The following is a 16,561-nucleotide window of genomic DNA, read 5'->3' as shown; positions in this document are numbered from 1 at the left end:
CGTCTCGGTGGTGTTTAGTCGCCGTGAAGGGTCGGCAACGCAAAAGCAGCGCACTATTATCGTCCGCTTCACCCGGGATACTGCGGGCGCGTTGATGCCAACCGTGAACGAGGCAGGTCGTGAAAACGGGCATTCATGTTAGACGATACCGCGACCAGGTCGGCACGAATGAACTCGACCAACTGGCTACAGTCCTCAGCTCCAAGGTGTTGAGTGAGGTTCGCTTGAGTGGTCAATGACGCAGCGGCGTCGCATGCAGCACTAACCATCTGGCGCTTCGATAGGGGCAAGTCATGAATGACGAATCCGATCGGCCTGAAAGCACGGCGACTATCAATTCGCGCCACGTCAAGGTGTCGCCGGTGCAGCCCCAGCCGGCCATGCAGCATGAAGACGATTCCATCGCCCCAGTGGGTCTGCGCTGGCTGTGTGTGCTTGCTTTCGTAGTGGGGATCGTGACGGGGCTGGGAGCTGTCCTGTTCCGAAGCCTGATCGGGCTTGTCCACAATGCGTTCTTCCTCGGGCGCTTCTCGTTTGCCTATGATGCAAGTCATTTCACGCCTGCATCCCCCTGGGGCGTATTTGTCATTCTGGTACCCGTAGTCGGCGGCATGGCGGTGACGTGGATTGTGAGTACGTTTGCGCCCGAAGCGAAAGGGCATGGCGTTCCCGAGGTCATGGACGCGATTTACTACAAGCGCGGTGTGATCAGGCCCGTGGTGGCGGTTGTGAAATCGGTCGCGTCTGCGTTAGCGATCGGTTCGGGCGCCGCGGTCGGACGCGAGGGCCCAATCATCCAGATCGGTTCCGCGCTTGGTTCGACGCTGGGACAACTGGTCAGAATGACGGCGGGTCAGCGAATAACTCTTGTTGCGGCGGGTGCCGGTGCGGGAATCGCTGCAACTTTCAACACGCCGATTGGTGGCGTGCTGTTCGCCACTGAACTGATGATGCCAGAGATCAGTGTCAACACGTTTTTGCCCGTGGCATTGGCTACAGGGACTGCGACGTTTCTCGGTCGCCTGTTCTTTGGTGCGGCTCCAGCGTTTTTTGTCCCGGCGCAACTGGGTGCGATTCCGAACGAGCCGGGCAGTGTTCTCACGCTCATTCTCTATGCGTTGCTGGGCGCGCTCACCGGAGCGGCCGCCGCGCTGCTGATTCGCTCACTGCACTGGGCGGAAGACGTGTTCGACCGCGTGCCGGGGCGTTATCGCCGCCACGCGCTCGGCATGCTGATCGTCGGTGTAACGATGTATTTGCTGTGGCGTCATGCGGGGCATTACTACATCGAGGGGGTCGGCTACGCCGCCATTCAGGCGACCCTCTACGATCAACTCCAGGGCGGCGGATTTCTGTTGCTGCTTGCCCTGTGCAAGACGCTCGCGACTTCTGTCAGCCTCGGATCCGGTTCGTCCGGCGGCGTATTCTCGCCGTCGCTTTTTATCGGTGCCGCATTGGGCGCCGCTTTTGCGTCCTTTATTGCAGCCACTGTGCCGGGCGCACCGGTTAGTGCGCCGGCCTTTGCGATGGTCGGCATGGGCGCGATGATCGGCGGCGGCACGGGCGCCGCCATGACCGCCGTCGCTATGATCTTCGAAATGACGCTTGACTACGACATTGTGTTGCCGATGATCATTGCTGTTGCATTCAGCCTCGGCGCGCGCCGGCTTTTCTCTCCCGAAAGTATCTACACGCTCAAGCTCGTGCGGCGCGGTCATCCGATTCCCAACGCCCTGCACGCCAACATGTTTCTCGTTCAAAACGCGTCCCAGATCATGGAGACCGATGTGCTGGTGCTTGATACGGGGGTACCTTTTCGCGACCTGCTGACTCGCCTTGACGGTCCCGCCTTCCGGCATGTCGTTGTCACCCGACAACAGGAGATCTACGGTGTTTTGCGTATCAACACAGGGCTGCGGCGTGCAGTCAGTCAAAGCGACTCGGATATAGCGCTCGGGACGCTGGCGCAGCGCAATTTCATCGTGGTCCAGGAGAAGGATGTTGCGTTCGGCGTCATATCCAGGCTCTCGAAACAACATGCAGTAATGGCGGTAGTGGTCGGACGGCGTGACGGGCCCGGTCCGCTTCGTGTGTTGGGCGTGATAGCGAAAGAGCACATTGCCGACGCCGTAGCGGGAAGCATCCGTATTTTTCCCGGTTGAGGCCAGCCGCCATGACTCATTCGACCGTTGCCTCCGGCATGCTAGCCCGAGCGCGCTGTCGATGAAGGAGGAAATGATGAAACTGGTACATGACGTAGATGTAGCATGCAGGCGACTCGGTAAGTTTCTGCATCTCGATACATTCAGGCACGCATTTGTGGCGGAAGAGGGTACTGCCGGGCCTGGCACGGAGACAGAGTGGGTAATCGTCTATCGGACAGCGCAGGGATTTTGCTGTATCTACCGTGGTGCCGCAGTGGAGTTTCAGGACATGCTCGACGTTCAGATATGGTCCGACGAGATGGAGGTGCGGACTTACTTCATCGGACTGTAGCAGAGGACCATGCAGATACCGGCGCTGCAACGGACAACGCCCCTAATAAACAAAACACTCTACAGCGTAACTCGCGTGTCGGGTGGGAGTGACTATCTCATTAAATTCTGACGCAGGATGGTCTCTGGGCAGGCCTGAGTGAGGGCCGCACCACACGAAATGTCGCGGGGCGACCTTTGGAAGCCCGGTAGCGATGCCGGGCTTTTTTGTGGCATGAAAGCCGAGAATTTTTCGACCCAAGATGACCACCGAAGTTCGGTTCTCTGTGAAATGCCTGGACAGCCGGTAGCTTCGCGTCAGTTCTGGAAAGCGGCATGGCGTGCGGGCGGCGCACTGGGGGCGCGAAGCGCCTCTTCCGGAACACTGGCGACATGAAGCGTGTGAGTCGGCAAGGCAAATCTCACTCCCGCATCAGCAAGTTCGGTCATCAGGGCCAGGTTGATTTTCTGTTGAATGTCCATATAGAGGTTGAACCCCGGATCGGTGACGTAATAGACGACTTCAAAGTCGAGAGAGCTTTTTCCGAACTGTTTGAAGTGAGCCCGATCGAATCGCGTATCACCCGCGTCCTCTACAGCTTCACGGACCTTGTCCGGAATCGCGCGAAGTTGCTCTGGAGTTGCGTCATAAGTCACGCCGAATCCAAAGACGATCCGCCGTTCCGACATGCGTTTGTAATTGTGTATCGTATTTTTCAGTAGTTCGGTATTGCTGCAGACAATTTCCTCGCCACTCAGACTCCGGATGCGGGTCGTTTTGAGGCCAACGTGCTCAATGGTTCCCGCAATATCTCCGAAGACGATGAAGTCACCAATCTCGAACGGCTTGTCCAGTCCGATCGCGAGCGAAGCGAACAGATCGCTCAGAATACTTTGGACCGCAAGGGCTACGGCTACACCGCCGACGCCGAGGCTGGCTACAAAGGCGGTGATATTGACACCCATATTTGCCAGCACGGCGAGCAGCAGGACTGACCACAACAACCCCCTGAGCATCCACGACAACATTGTCGTAATGACAGGGTTATGTGCCGATTCAGCCTGATTCTTAAGTCGTCCGGCCGTCCAGCATCTCACGCCCTGGTTGATCCAGATTGCGATCTGAACGCCTATGAGAAGAAACCAGACGTGATTGATACGCGCGTCCCACCTGTCGTTTAACCCAAGCAATTCGGTGCCGATGAGCAGGGCGGCAATCAGCACTGTGGCGGCATGTGTGCTCTTCAACACTTCGACGAGTGTATCGTCGATCTTCGTTGAAGTCCTTTCCGCCAGGCTCTCAAGGCGGGCGGTCACGAAGCGCAGAACGATTGACAGGGCAAAATAGGATATCACCGCTGCAACCGCTCCATAGAGCCAAGCGATGGCGGGTACCCCGAGAAACGCGTTCAGATCTAGCCATCTTTGCATTGGCAGATTCCTTCTATTGTTGAGGTTCGACGTCGGATGTCGCAAATTGTTACAACCGACTGTCTGGTCGGCGTACGCCGGGAAAAGTTCCCGCAAATTGGGCGCATAGGGTGTCGACGGAATCGCATGCCCGAAGTCCCTAGGGACAAGGCAGATGTCGGCGGCTTGACAAATCATGGATAGTCGCCCCCCGCTGGCATTCTCCACGGGCGACATTCTCGAGCCGCTCAAACTGGCAGGACTTCGCTGTGAATGTTCGCTTCAAACTCCGCAGTACCGGCAGACCGGTCCTGGATGTATCGGCGCATACCCTGGTGGACGTATTTTCAATTCGATTGTCAAATTGCATCACGCAATGACATATAATGGAGCGCAACGACAGGAGGACTCCATTACGGGGCGATAGACGGTGCGCGATAACCTGTTGTTCCGGCGAACACGCTAAATGACTCAATTTCAGCTGTGTTTTGGTTGTGGCGAGTCGTCACCAAGGCACTGCGATGATAGTTGAGTCAGCGGCAGACAGTTGCTGGTCCTCGGTGGGAGTGGCTCGGTGCTAACGCGCTACACCGCTTCGTGGTGGAGGCGATATGAAAGAGTCAGCAGTCTATGCTGATTTTGAAATCATAAGCGAGACAATGCCGGAACAATGTGCCCGTGGCGGCTGTGTATGGGTCGATACGGTGGCAAGGCATGCGGTATCTGGTGAAATCGTATATACCTGCATCGAACCATTCGGGGGGGCGGGTACGGTCCAGGTAAGCGAACGCATCGCGGTTGGTGAGGCATTAGAACATGCACGTGATTCGTTGAGACATAGGCTGGGAAGACGATAATTTTGCTGGCCGCGGAGCGCAGAAAATTTCGGGAACAATTATTTGACGGAATGGGAAGCAGCCTTCGACCTTAATGGATTGTGGCCGGTTCGTGTGCGCGGAGACCGCCAGCGCTATCCACGTCTTCCCGCCCGGCAGTATTAATAAGGTTTGCAAATAATAGTTGGGCGGTTGCCGATAAATGCGGCGGAGGAGACCATCTCGCTGCAATTGAGAATCGCTGTCGTGAATCACGGCGGTATTCTTTCCCCACCTGGCAGTCTTGTCGAAGACAGGGACGGCGCCGTCTTCGCGAGCCGAAGGGTATTCAGTTCGGGTGCTCCGCATCTGGCAGGAGCCCTGTCTGAACTCGATTCAACATCCCGGATCGCACATCGAAGGACAATCATTGCCTCGATGATGTCGTGAGCGCCGCGGAAAAGAGATGATAAAGCTGCCATCAAGTCTTCTTTCGATACTCCGTTGCGTTGACTGCGTGCCTGGATCAATCACAGTCCGGCGAGCAGGTCGCTCAGACGCGGACCATCGCCGTGTGGATGAGCCGTGGAATATTGACTACCGCACGGCTGGCGCGTTTCGTTGCCCATACGTGGGCGCTTCAACTGCCTGGGGCTCGCCTGATCCCATGTCGCTAGCCTCAGACCAGATTGAAGGGATTTTTTGCCTTGTCACTTCCGGATAAACAGGTGTGACAGTCCTGTCGGAATATGCCGCAGATGTCTGTCGCCTCGGAAACCGTAGGACCGGATCTATAAATGAAGGGATTTTCCGAGAAACTGCGCTCCCTGATGCTGCCACCACGGCATCTATGTCTTCGGCTTTCCGGCTCGGTCGCGTTGTGGGGTGGAACTGAATGGCTATCAGGTTGGCGCATCGTAGCGACGCTGCTGATGTTTCTAGTGCCTGCTTCTGGGGCCATGGCCAGTGACGGCGGGTGTGCAGAACTCAAGGGCAAAGGCGTAGGAACTGAAGCTGGTATTCCGGGCGATTTCCGCGAGGGAGCGTTTCGGCTGTCCAACGGGGAAGCCGCGGCGCTTTTCGATCACAAAGGACGGCGGATCTTTGGATCGATATCAATCGTTCCATTCGGGCAGGGGTATGAGGCATTCTGGAAGCCCATCTCCGGAACGGGCGAATATCTTGTGCTGCTGAATGGCATGCATGAGGCCTCACTGGTAATCGCCAGAAAGATGCATTGGACGCTCCCGTACCCTTTAGGAACCGCAGTAGGCCCCTTGGCTATTACATCGTGCGCCGACATTTTCTAGACAGACGTTGTCTCACGGATTACGTGAGAAATCCGTGATGTCCGGCTCTGGCGAGAAAGTTGTTTCCGAGCTCCGCGACCGTTTTCAGCGATCTGGCGCTGCGGTCCTTTGGCGTACGGAGATTCTCGAGTTCCGGCCGAAGTACTGCGGCCGCACACCCAGCCGGGTCGAAGGACGGTATTCGACGAAGCCGCTACTGAGGTGGCGCGGCGCATGTTGGGTGCGCCCGCAAGCAATTCACCACGAAATGGCCGCCAAACGGCATCAATCGAATCCGGCAATCTTGCGTAACGGTGATATCGGCACAGGCGGTTGCAGCGGTCGTGCGGGCAAGCGCTCTGCGCCGGGACCCCGCGCATATACCCGCCGCTGCGGAATAACCCGGCATAGCTCTGGCGAACAGGCCCCGCGCTACACGCGCGACATACCGGAAGTCGGGACCATTCATTGCTTGGAGGTCTTTATTTTCAGAGATGCCAATGACACGCGACACACTGGATGCGATTGCGAAACTGTACCTTCTGCTTTCGGTTGTGTCGGCAGGCTGGGTTGTCGTCGATCTATTTGTATGCGCGCGGCGTCAGCGGATGAAAATCATGGAGATTGTCTGGCCGCTGACGATGCTGTACCTCGGCCCAATCGGGCTGCTCTTTTACTTCTGGTTTGGACGAGCGCATCGGCGCAACGATTCGAACAGTAAAGACAAGCCCATGTGGCAGGCGACCTTTTCTGGAGCATCCCATTGCGGCGCGGGCTGCGCGTTGGGCGACTTTATCGGGGACTGGCTGGCATTTGGACTGTCGATCACGGCGTTCGGCTCGGACCTGCTAGGAAAGATGCTCATCGGATTTGTGCTCGCCTATCTCTTTGGTATTCTCTTTCAGTACTTTTCCATCGCCCCTATGCGTGGGTTGAGTATCGTCAAGGGTCTCACGACGGCGGTCAAGATCGACACGCTTTCGCTCGTTGCATATCAGGTAGGGATGTTCTCGTGGATGCTGGTTCGCGCCATGCTTTATCCGGATCTGAAGCCAACTGACTGGACATACTGGTTCATGATGCAGATTGCGATGATCGCGGGTTTCCTGACGACGTATCCAGTCAACTGGTGGCTGATTCGAAGAGGGATCAAGGAAAAAATGTGACTTTGGACTGGTGGATTATTCCGCACGCTGCGTGGCTTCGGGTATCGGGTCCGTTCGTGTAGTTCGCCAGACATCGGATGGCACATGGCACTTATACTGACAGCTTTTTGCTCCGCCTGTTCCCATGCTCCTGCGCTCATTTGCTGATAAACGGACCCTCCAGCGGGTGCATCGCTTGTGGCTTCATTACGGTGTTTTCTGGCTGGGCGCGGTCGCAGTTGGACTCGTCGCGGTGGCATATGCCCGGCTGATTGATTTCGGGTATGGTGAATTTCTCCAATACGTTGTCCGGTACCGTTGGCTGCCATTACTGGTGACGCCGGCAATCAGTGCGGCATGTGTTTGGCTCACGCTGCGCTATTTTCCCGGTTCTGAAGGCAGTGGTATTCCCCAGGTTATCGCGACCCTGCACAGTCGTCGGGGGCTGGGCGAGCGCCTTCTTACCCTCAGAATTCTCGTCGGGAAAATACTCGTATCGTTTCTCGCCATACTCGGTGGGTTCACTATCGGACGGGAGGGGCCCACGATTCATGTCGGAGCGGCGCTGATGTTTAACTTGCGTGAGTTTTATCCGAAGCGATATCGCGCCATGCGAGGAGGCGCACTTGAGCGTCGATTGGCGTTGGCGGGCGCGGCTGCGGGATTGTCCGCGGCGTTTAACGCGCCACTGGCAGGGGTCGTCTTCGCTATAGAGGAGTTAACCCGCAGCTTCGAACAGCGAACGAGTGGTGTACTCCTCACGGCTATCATTTTCGCAGGCGTGGTTGCACTAGGCATACAGGGAAACTATACCTACTTCGGGACGATCGACGTCGGACCGCATTTTCCGGATCTGCTCGCCGTCGCGGTAGTTCTCACAGGTATCATTGCGGGAGGCGCTGGTGGCGTCTTTTGCTGGTTGCTTCTCAATACCCAAAGATGGATGCCGTCCATGATTCTGGAATGCCGCACGCGGCACCCGATCCTGTTCGGTGCGGGATGCGGTCTTGTCATCGCCGCAATCGGTGTGTTCTCCGGCGGACACACTTTTGGCAGTGGCTATGTCGAGGCGAGGGACATGCTCGACGAACATGCCCATCTGACCATTCTGTATCCCGTCCTCAAGATGGCATCGATGATCGGCTCATACCTGCCCGGGGTGCCGGGAGGCCTCTTCGCGCCTTCCCTTGCAATCGGCGCCGGTATTGGCAATGCGCTCCATCTTGTGTTTTCCCAGATGCAGTTGCCGATGCTGATCGCACTCGGCATGGTTGGCTATCTGGCGGCTGTGACGCAGAGTCCAATCACGTCGTTTGTCATCGTAATTGAGATGATCAACGGACACGCCCTGGTGATCTCACTCATGGCAACCGCCCTGATTGCGAGTCAGGTCTCCCGTCTGTTTGCGCCGCCGCTGTATGAGGCGTTGTCGGAGCGCTATAGCGCACGTGCCGAAAATTGATCCTGATCAGAGCTCGCAGAATGCCCTCAGCCTCAGCGTTCGGAACATGATTGCTGCGCGGCTTCGATATGCGCAGCTGAGCTTGTTCACCGTCCCAGACGGGCGGTCAGTTCAGAGATCAGGACGCTTGCGAATGCACAGCGAAAGCTGCGTTTTGTCCGCAGGTCGAAAAAAGGTGGTCTGGACCGGCGACGCCGAAGTACTGAATTACCCCCGCCGCATGCTGGCATTGCGTGACGATGCCGAGGCGACAGGGGAAAGCGGGACGCATTGGAACCCGACCTGACCAGTCATGGATCGGCGCTCAAGCCCCGAGCTTTCCCAGGCGTCGTGCCAGCGTACAGCCTTGGTGCAATGTGTCAGTACTGGTGGAACACGCTCATCCGTGGGCAGGCGATCGCGGTAGCCGCAACGATGCGGCGGTGTGTGCGCCTCACTGCACTGCGACCTGTTGGGCAGACAGGCCGACAACGTGCCCGTGCCACACCTGACACGTCGCATTCACAGGTACCCATACAAACTTGCCGCGTACTTTCGCAAACGCGGGAGTCCGCACCACGGTATCAAAAGACGTGAGAGAGCCGGCGCGAGAACCCTCCGGAGTTGCAATTACTTTCGCCGAAAGCGCGCGGCGCTCGGAAATGACGAACAGGTCGTAGCGGGGCGCGGTGCGAACCCAGCGGTCGAAAGCAGCGACGCAATTGACGACGACATCCGGCACATGAATGCGTCGAAGATATGCATAGTCTTCAGGCGAATCCAACTGCGGCTGCGCATGAACACGTTGGATTGCCCAGCTAAACGCGAAGAGCAGAAAAATGGCAGTGGTAAGCTTCATTCGGAGGGGTGCCCGTAATAGCGGGTGATTTCGACAAGACGGAGAGGTCATGAGTATACACGCGCTATTCGGACGCTGGGCGCCGACGGCCTTGATGCGTACCGGGAGATGCCGGCGCAGACGCGGATCAGGCGGTCGTCCATGCCTTGAAGGGGCTGGAATGCCGGTTGAGCGCAGGACGGGAGCCGGCCCGTTTCTGACAGCATGCGTTTGTGTTGCCTTGATGTCCTGCTCCGCGCAAGATTCAGTGTTTTCCAAAGCACCCAAATATTCCGCTGCGTCGGAACAGGATCTTTCGTCTGTAGTCGAATGCATCGCTGATCGGTGGGAGCGAAGCACCCGTCACTTACATCGATCGCGTGTCGGGTCGACAGTGCGTTTGCAGGGACGCACCTTCTTTCGGGGCGTGCCGATCGGCGTCAAGGCGTGGCATGCCGCCGGGCGCACCGAAGTACAGTTTTTTGAAGGGCGCGCGGCAGACCGGATCTACCTACTTTCAATCAGGGACTGCTTGCGCTAGCGGGAGAATGAAAAGCGCTCCGTGCTAGTATCGCGCGACACCTGCGAGCTTCTCGCGTTTGCGGCTCGCGTCTTTCCAGTGACGACGGCCTGGCCGCGTGCTCCGACACGGACCCGATGCGCTTTTACCAGAAGACTATCAACTTTTCCCGGCATTCCAGCAGGCAACAGAACTTGCCCCGATGGCGCTCGCGCGCGATCGGCGTGGCGTTCTCGGCAGCGTTTCTGTCGCTTGCTGTGCGAGCCCTCTGGGTGCAAGGAATCAATGATGATTTCTATCAGAAGCAGGGCGATTTACGCCAGGTGCGCGAGTTCGGCATTCATGCGTCGCGCGGGCGCATTCTCGATCGCGACGGCCGCCCGCTCGCACTAAGCCTGCCCACCCGCGCGCTGTGGATGGACGCTTCGGGTACCGAGCCGTTATCGGTTGCGAAGGAGGAGTCGCTTGCCCACCTGCTCCATATCGATCCACAGCGGATCGACGCGATTGCTTCTTCACGCACGTCATTTGCATACCTACGCCGGCAGGTGCCATTGGACGTTGCAGCGCGCGTCATACGGCTCGATGTGCCGGGCGTATATGCACAGCGCGATTACTGTCGCTACTATCCTGAAGGAGCAATCGCAGCACCCGTGGTCGGCTTTGCCGGCGTGGAAGGCACGGGGCAAGAAGGCATAGAAAAGATGGACAACGCACGGTTGACTGGCCGTGATGGCAGTCGCCGTGTGCTGCGCAACGCAGGTGGCCAGGTGATCGACACGCTCTCGCTGAAGCAGCCCATGCGTGGCAAGGACGTCACGCTTTCAATTGATCAGCCTATTCAGTACGCGACATTTAGCGCGCTCCGCGCAGCGGTCGAACGGACCAATGCGCACTCGGGTTCGGCGATCGTACTGGACGCGCATACGGGCGAGATCCTCGCGATGGCGAACTGGCCTAGTTTCGATCCGAATCTCCGTACAGGGCGGACCGGGGTGGGGGTGCGCAATCATGCGGTGACCGATGTGTTCGAACCAGGCTCGGTGATGAAGCCCCTGACTATTGCGTTGGCGTTGCAACGCGGGGATGTCTCTGCGCACTCCTTGGTTCCTACAGATGGCGGAAGATTACGGCTCGATGGCGCGGTGATTCACGACGACAAGAACTTCGGTACGTTGACAGTTTCTGGCGTATTGCAGAAGTCGAGCAACATCGGTACGACTAAGATTGCCCTGCTGATGAGGCCGCGCGACATGTGGATGAATTTCCGCGCGGTCGGCGTCGGGCGCGCGCCGCGTGCCGGTTTGCCTGGCGCCGCCGCGGGCACATTGCGTCCTTATCGGCAGTGGCGTCGGATTGAACAGGCGACCATGTCATATGGCTATGGCTTGTCGGCGTCCCTGTTGCAACTCGCGCAGATGTACACGGTGTTTGCAAATGACGGCGTGTTCCTGCCCGCAACGATTCATGCGCGACGCGGCAAGCCTGTGTACGGCCGCCGGGTCTATTCGCCAGGTGTCAGCGAACAGGTGCTGACGATGCTGCGTTCCGTCGTTTCCGACGACGGAACGGCGCCACAAGCGGCGGTACCTGGATACACTGTGGCGGGAAAAACCGGGACGGCTTATCGCTGGACAACGCGTGGATACGACCGGTCACAGTTTCGGGCGAGTTTTGTCGGGGTCGTTCCCGCCCAACATCCGCGTGTGATTATCGCGGTGTCGATCGACCGGCCACGTCAAGGCTCGCATTTCGGAGGCGCCGTTGCTGGTCCCGTGTTTTCTGAAGTCGCGACAAAAACCATGAGTCTGCTGGGCGTCATGCCTGACGACCCCGGCTCGCGCTTTGTGGAAGACAAGAGCGCGCCAATCACGTGATTGATCGACCCCCCGGGCTACAGTGCGTGGCTGCAGCCGCGCGACCTTCAAGTGACACACATTTATTTTCGGCCTGCAAGATAGTCGAGGTTACCCGGTGCCGTTGCGTCGTCCGCGCAGAAATTCTTCTGGGCACGATCCGAGTGTGGTCGCCGCAGACATTCGTCAAACCTTACTTTGAGACCACGCATCTGGTGGCGGCGTCCTTTTCGCTCGCTCGGTCTGTCAGTTCAATCATGTTGCAGCTTCGTCCTGTGCAAGTACAACGCATAGCGAGCAGTGTGACGGGCACGCTCCGGTTCCAAACCCGCGTGATGCTCTCCAGCGACAGTTATCCAGAAGCGTGCGCGCATATGCCGGACAATTCATTTCGTAGACTCGCCAATTCTGCTCATCAAGTTGTCACAATTTGATTGAGTGGAGGACAGCGCGCGCAGCTTGCGGAATTTTGAACCGAAGACCCAAAAAGAGCATTGCACAAATCGAACCCATGCTAGCGACCATACCTTAAGGAAATCTGATGCTGGGTAGGGCGACCGTGCCAGCACAACGAGCACGCCTGAAGGCGGAGGACTTTCGATCAAGCATGGACCAATTTGCGCTTTAGCAGGCGGTGTCAAGGCCAGTTTCTTGCTGATCCCTCAGGCATCATTAACCGACCATCATCGATTGGAACCTACATGCGCCTGCTAAATCGTCTGGTTGTTTCCATGGTTTTGCCTTTGGCTTCCTGTGCAATCGGACCATCAAGTTCAGGCGACGCGGGCTTCGGCGCGTCGCCGGCCATTCCGGCTCCGGAATCGTCGATGATTCCAATGGTCAACATCGCGCCCGTTCAGGCGCGCCCCGACGGCTTCCTGCCCACCGCTCCCGCCGGCTTTCTCGTCACCGAATTTGCCGGTGGTCTCGCCCATCCGCGCTGGCTTTACACCCTGCCCGACGGTGACGTACTCGTAGCGGAGAGCGACGCGCCAAAAGAACACGATGAAGGCAGCGGCCTGTTCGGCTGGGTCAGAAAGCAGGTCATGAAGCGCGCCGGCTCCGGTGTGCCGAGCCCCGATCGCATCGTGCTGTTACGCGACGCGGACGGCCGCGGCGTCGCCAGGACACAGACTGTGTTTCTGCGCAACCTGCATTCGCCGTTCGGAATGGCGCTCATCGGCAATCAACTCTATGTTGCCGATACGGACGCTCTGCTGCGCTTCGACTACGTGCCGGGCGCCACCCAGATTACAAGCCCCGGCGTCAAGGTTGCCGACTTGCCGGCCGGGCCGATCAACCATCACTGGACCAAAAATATCCTGGCCGACCGCTCAGGCAAGCATCTGTACATCACGGTGGGATCGAACAGCAACGCGGGGGAGAATGGAGTCGGCGCCGAAGAAGGGCGGGCGCGCATCCTCGTGTTTGATATCGACACGGGCCATGTGCGGCCCTATGCGACGGGATTGCGCAATCCCAACGGACTTGCCTGGCAACCGGAAAGTGGCGCGTTGTGGGCGGCAGTCAACGAGCGGGACGATCTCGGCAACAATCTTGTCCCCGACTACATGACCGCCGTGAAAGATGGCGCATTCTATGGCTTTCCATACAGCTATTACGGCCAGCACATCGACACTCGCGTCAAACCGCAACGCCCCGATCTGGTGGCAAAGGCCATCCCGCCTGACTATGCGCTCGGCAATCATACGGCCTCGCTAGGTCTGGTCTTTTACGACCGGACGCTGTTCCCGGCGCACTATCGCGGAGGCGCATTCGTTGGCCAGCATGGATCGTGGAACCGTAAGCCGCATAGCGGCTACAAGGTGGTGTTCGTGCCGTTTGTCGATGGAAAGCCTGCCGGCACACCTGAAGATTTCCTGAGCGGCTTTCTGATGGCGGACGGCCACGCCGTTGGGCGGCCGGTCGGCGTCGCGCTGGACGCGCACGGCGCCTTGCTGGTGGCCGACGACGTGGGTAACGCTGTCTGGCGAGTCGCGCCGCGCGACAAGGCCAGAACGGCGGGCATCGCGCCGGCAGGTAAATGACTCGGTCGTGGTCGCTTTGTTCCCAGGCAGGGCCGACGCAAGGTCATCTGGCAAATGGCGTATGTGGCACGCAGTGCGGCCTAGCCGCGATAAGGATCGAGAGGAAATGAAATCAATATGCACAGTAGCGCTTATCTTGCATGGGCGTAACATTGATCCGCAGCGCGGAAAAATGGTTTCGCGATCACATTGCATGTACTCTTTGGCAATAGATGCATAAGTTCGATGCCGACTAGCAGGACTCCTGCACGGAGAGATGTCCCGGACCCCAAGCGTCGGCAGCCCGCCCCTTGATTGCCCGAAGCTCGTGCAGGACATCAATCCCTTCGCGCGTGGTGAGACTAGAGGCCTTTTGTTGAAGGTTGCCGCTGCGCGCATGCCATTCTGGCCGATCAATTTTTCATGCTAAGGCTGGACTGGGCCCGTCCCGATGTGCACCTGACTCAGCCGGTGATCGACACGCGGCCTCGTCTTCATCGATTGCTCCTGCCTGAACACGCGACGAGTGAAGTTCAGGCCGCGAAGCCGGAAAAGACCGGTGCGGGATGTCTTCAACGACTCACAATTTTTCATGACATCGATTCAGTAGACGCGCCAGCCGCATGGCGCAGTGCAGATGTGGCGTGGTAATGATGCGGCACACGCTGTGTGGTCTCCTCCACGCAGTGATGTACGAGAAACACGCCGCGCCATTGACAACATGATTGTGTGGGCATGGTGGCGATGCCGGTTCGTACGGGAGATGCAGATGATAGGGCGATGGCAATGGGTACTGAAACGGATCGCCAGGCGCCTATGGTTTCGTGCGGGCCTTTTATCCACTGTTGGCGTGGCAACAGCACTGTTTGCGTTAGCCGTCAAGGGATACATTCCGGAGAGCCTGTCGGCGCATATCGGGGCTGACGCAGTCGACAATATCCTTGGCATCATCGCGTCAAGCATGCTTGCAACGACAACTTTTTCGCTGAATATCATGGTCAGCATTTGGCTCGTCAACGAAGACCGTAACGCCGCGGGCGACCCCGCTCCTCGTCGAGGACACCACGGCACAGAACGTTCTCGCAACCTTTATCGGTTCATTCCTGTTCAGTCTCGTCGTGATCATCGCGCTCAGTACCGGGCCGTACGGTGCAGGACTTGTGGAAGTGGGGATGCGACTGCAAAAGGCACTTGAGTCGCTTGGGCGCCTGCACAGCGCGGGCTATCAGGCTGCCGCTCTAAGACATTCCGAGCTTGCATTGAGACGTGCGGAACTCGCGTTGCAACTGGAGGAAGACAAGGAGATGTTGCGGGTCCTCGCATCGAGGGTCGGTAAGCCCGCTGCATAACCAGGGCTCGCGCACAAACCGCGCTATCCGCTTCGCGATCGCACCGATTTCAAGTCGGGTAACCATCGGTCGGTCCGCCGAGGGCCATCGGGCGTCATCGCGAGGCACCAATCACTTCGTTCGTGGACGCGAATCTTCAATGTTTGACATAGCTGCCATCTGTCTGGTTGTGACCGCCTTGCTTGCATATCTGAACCATCGGTTCCTTGGCTTACCCACGACAATCGGTGTCATGGCAACGGCACTCGGCCTTTCGCTTGCGATTATCGGGCTGGATGAACTGGGCGTCGCGCACGGCCTGCGGGTTGCGGAGGAAAGCCTGGTGCACTCGATCCATTTTGGCGAGGTGCTCCTGCAAGGCATGTTATCGCTGCTGCTCTTCGCGGGAGCGATGCACGTTGATCTGGGTAAGCTCAAGTCGTTTCGCAAGCAGATTCTTGCGCTGGCTCTGCTGAGTACGATCGCGTCGACACTGATCGTCGGTCTCTCTCTGTGGATCGTGCTGCCGCTGTTCGGCGTTGGACTTGGGCTGTCCTACTGCCTGCTTTTTGGCGCACTCATCTCGCCGACCGATCCGGTCGCTGTCATGGGCATCCTGAAGTCAGCTGGCGCGCCTGACAGTCTGGAGGTGGTCATTACCGGCGAGTCGCTGTTCAACGACGGGGTGGGGGTCGTCCTGTTCTCGTTGCTGCTTGCGATGGCAGCCAGCGGTTCCGTGCCATCGGTGGAAACGGGATTGATCGCATTGGCCCGGGAGGCTGGCGGTGGTCTGGCGTTCGGCTGGGTACTCGGGTACCTGACATACCGGTTGCTTAAGAGCGTTGATAACTATCAGGTCGAGGTGCTGCTTACACTGGCATCGGTCATCGGAGGCTATGCTCTCGCTAGTCACCTCCACGTGTCAGGGCCGCTTGCCATGGTAGTAGCGGGGGTCATGACAGGTAACCGGGGGCGGGCGCACGCGATGTCGGACACAACGCGTCGCTACGTCGACATGTTCTGGGAATTGATCGATGAGATTCTGAATGCGGTACTTTTTGTGCTGATTGGCATGGAAGTATTGTCGATTTCGTTTGACGGCAGGATCCTCCTGGCAGGGGTCGCGGCTGCCCTTGTTGCCTTGCTCGCCCGGCTTCTGACGGTGGGCCTTCCGGTCGCGCTGCTCGGTCGTTCTGCGCGGCTGCCTGTCGGCTCTTGGCTTGTACTGACGTGGGGCGGTTTGCGCGGCGGCATTTCGGTCGCACTGGCGCTGTCGATTCCGTCAGGCGCCGGACGAGACGTGGTCCTCGCTCTGACATACTGCGTCGTCGTAGCCTCGATCCTGGGTCAGGGGCTCACCGTTGGGCGCGTTGTTCGCCGCGCCGTCCGGTTAAAAGCGTAGCCCCTGTCGAGGCAGT

Annotated in this window: 10 protein-coding genes; 8 read left to right on the top strand and 2 right to left on the bottom strand. The window is 58.3% G+C overall.

The window, feature by feature from the left end:
* The first annotated feature begins 293 nt into the window (after positions 1-293).
* Positions 294-2,162, top strand: coding sequence for a chloride channel protein (locus B0G74_RS44610; protein WP_132384289.1), 1,869 nt, complete (start codon positions 294-296; stop codon positions 2,160-2,162).
* 630 nt (positions 2,163-2,792) lie between these two features.
* On the opposite strand, the gene B0G74_RS44600 is transcribed toward B0G74_RS44610, so the two are convergent.
* The gene (locus B0G74_RS44600) at positions 2,793-3,905 is read right to left on the bottom strand and encodes a mechanosensitive ion channel family protein (protein WP_132384287.1); all 1,113 of its coding nucleotides are present in this window, start codon (positions 3,903-3,905) and stop codon (positions 2,793-2,795) included.
* A gap of 1,591 nt (positions 3,906-5,496) precedes the next feature.
* Here B0G74_RS44600 and B0G74_RS44595 point away from each other — a divergent pair.
* The 3 genes from B0G74_RS44595 to B0G74_RS44585 all read left to right on the top strand — a co-directional run bounded on the left by B0G74_RS44595 (position 5,497) and on the right by B0G74_RS44585 (position 8,595).
* Entirely contained in the window at positions 5,497-6,009 is a 513-nt protein-coding gene (locus B0G74_RS44595; RefSeq protein WP_132384286.1) for a hypothetical protein, read from the top strand.
* Positions 6,010-6,488: 479 nt separating this feature from the next.
* Positions 6,489-7,154, top strand: coding sequence for a DUF4396 domain-containing protein (locus B0G74_RS44590; RefSeq protein ID WP_132384285.1), 666 nt, complete (start codon positions 6,489-6,491; stop codon positions 7,152-7,154).
* 124 nt (positions 7,155-7,278) lie between these two features.
* On the top strand, positions 7,279-8,595 hold the full coding sequence (locus tag B0G74_RS44585; RefSeq protein ID WP_132384284.1) for a chloride channel protein: 1,317 nt from the start codon (positions 7,279-7,281) through the stop codon (positions 8,593-8,595).
* Between the two features lie 433 nt (positions 8,596-9,028).
* Here B0G74_RS44585 and B0G74_RS44580 read toward each other — a convergent pair whose 3' ends face one another.
* On the bottom strand, positions 9,029-9,433 hold the full coding sequence (locus B0G74_RS44580) for a hypothetical protein (RefSeq protein ID WP_241974947.1): 405 nt from the start codon (positions 9,431-9,433) through the stop codon (positions 9,029-9,031).
* 723 nt (positions 9,434-10,156) lie between these two features.
* On the opposite strand from B0G74_RS44580, the gene B0G74_RS44575 reads away from it, so the two are divergent.
* From B0G74_RS44575 to B0G74_RS44560, 4 genes are all read left to right on the top strand, one after another.
* The gene (locus B0G74_RS44575) at positions 10,157-11,809 is read left to right on the top strand and encodes a penicillin-binding protein 2 (protein WP_243658610.1); all 1,653 of its coding nucleotides are present in this window, start codon (positions 10,157-10,159) and stop codon (positions 11,807-11,809) included.
* Between the two features lie 680 nt (positions 11,810-12,489).
* Positions 12,490-13,836 (top strand): sorbosone dehydrogenase family protein, encoded by a 1,347-nt coding sequence (locus B0G74_RS44570; protein WP_132384283.1) that lies wholly within the window; start codon positions 12,490-12,492, stop codon positions 13,834-13,836.
* 1,151 nt (positions 13,837-14,987) lie between these two features.
* The gene (locus B0G74_RS46140) at positions 14,988-15,164 is read left to right on the top strand and encodes a hypothetical protein (protein WP_165924052.1); all 177 of its coding nucleotides are present in this window, start codon (positions 14,988-14,990) and stop codon (positions 15,162-15,164) included.
* Between the two features lie 139 nt (positions 15,165-15,303).
* Positions 15,304-16,545: a sodium:proton antiporter gene (locus tag B0G74_RS44560; RefSeq protein WP_132384282.1), complete on the top strand. Its 1,242-nt coding sequence runs from the start codon at positions 15,304-15,306 to the stop codon at positions 16,543-16,545.
* Positions 16,546-16,561 lie beyond the last annotated feature (16 nt).

Origin of the sequence: Paraburkholderia sp. BL9I2N2, assembly GCF_004339745.1 — a bacterium.
Classification (GTDB): Bacteria; Pseudomonadota; Gammaproteobacteria; order Burkholderiales; family Burkholderiaceae; genus Paraburkholderia.
This window is presented reverse-complemented; position numbering and strand designations above follow the sequence as displayed.

Coding starts and splice junctions, on each gene's coding strand:
- B0G74_RS44560 (WP_132384282.1), top strand. CDS start 15,304: ATGTTTGACATAGCTGCCATCTGTCTGGTTGTGACCGCCTTGCTTGCA.
- B0G74_RS44590 (WP_132384285.1), top strand. CDS start 6,489: ATGACACGCGACACACTGGATGCGATTGCGAAACTGTACCTTCTGCTT.
- B0G74_RS44610 (WP_132384289.1), top strand. CDS start 294: ATGAATGACGAATCCGATCGGCCTGAAAGCACGGCGACTATCAATTCG.
- B0G74_RS44570 (WP_132384283.1), top strand. CDS start 12,490: ATGCGCCTGCTAAATCGTCTGGTTGTTTCCATGGTTTTGCCTTTGGCT.
- B0G74_RS44585 (WP_132384284.1), top strand. CDS start 7,279: ATGCTCCTGCGCTCATTTGCTGATAAACGGACCCTCCAGCGGGTGCAT.
- B0G74_RS44595 (WP_132384286.1), top strand. CDS start 5,497: ATGAAGGGATTTTCCGAGAAACTGCGCTCCCTGATGCTGCCACCACGG.
- B0G74_RS44600 (WP_132384287.1), bottom strand. CDS start 3,905: ATGCAAAGATGGCTAGATCTGAACGCGTTTCTCGGGGTACCCGCCATC.
- B0G74_RS44580 (WP_241974947.1), bottom strand. CDS start 9,433: ATGAAGCTTACCACTGCCATTTTTCTGCTCTTCGCGTTTAGCTGGGCA.
- B0G74_RS46140 (WP_165924052.1), top strand. CDS start 14,988: ATGCGACTGCAAAAGGCACTTGAGTCGCTTGGGCGCCTGCACAGCGCG.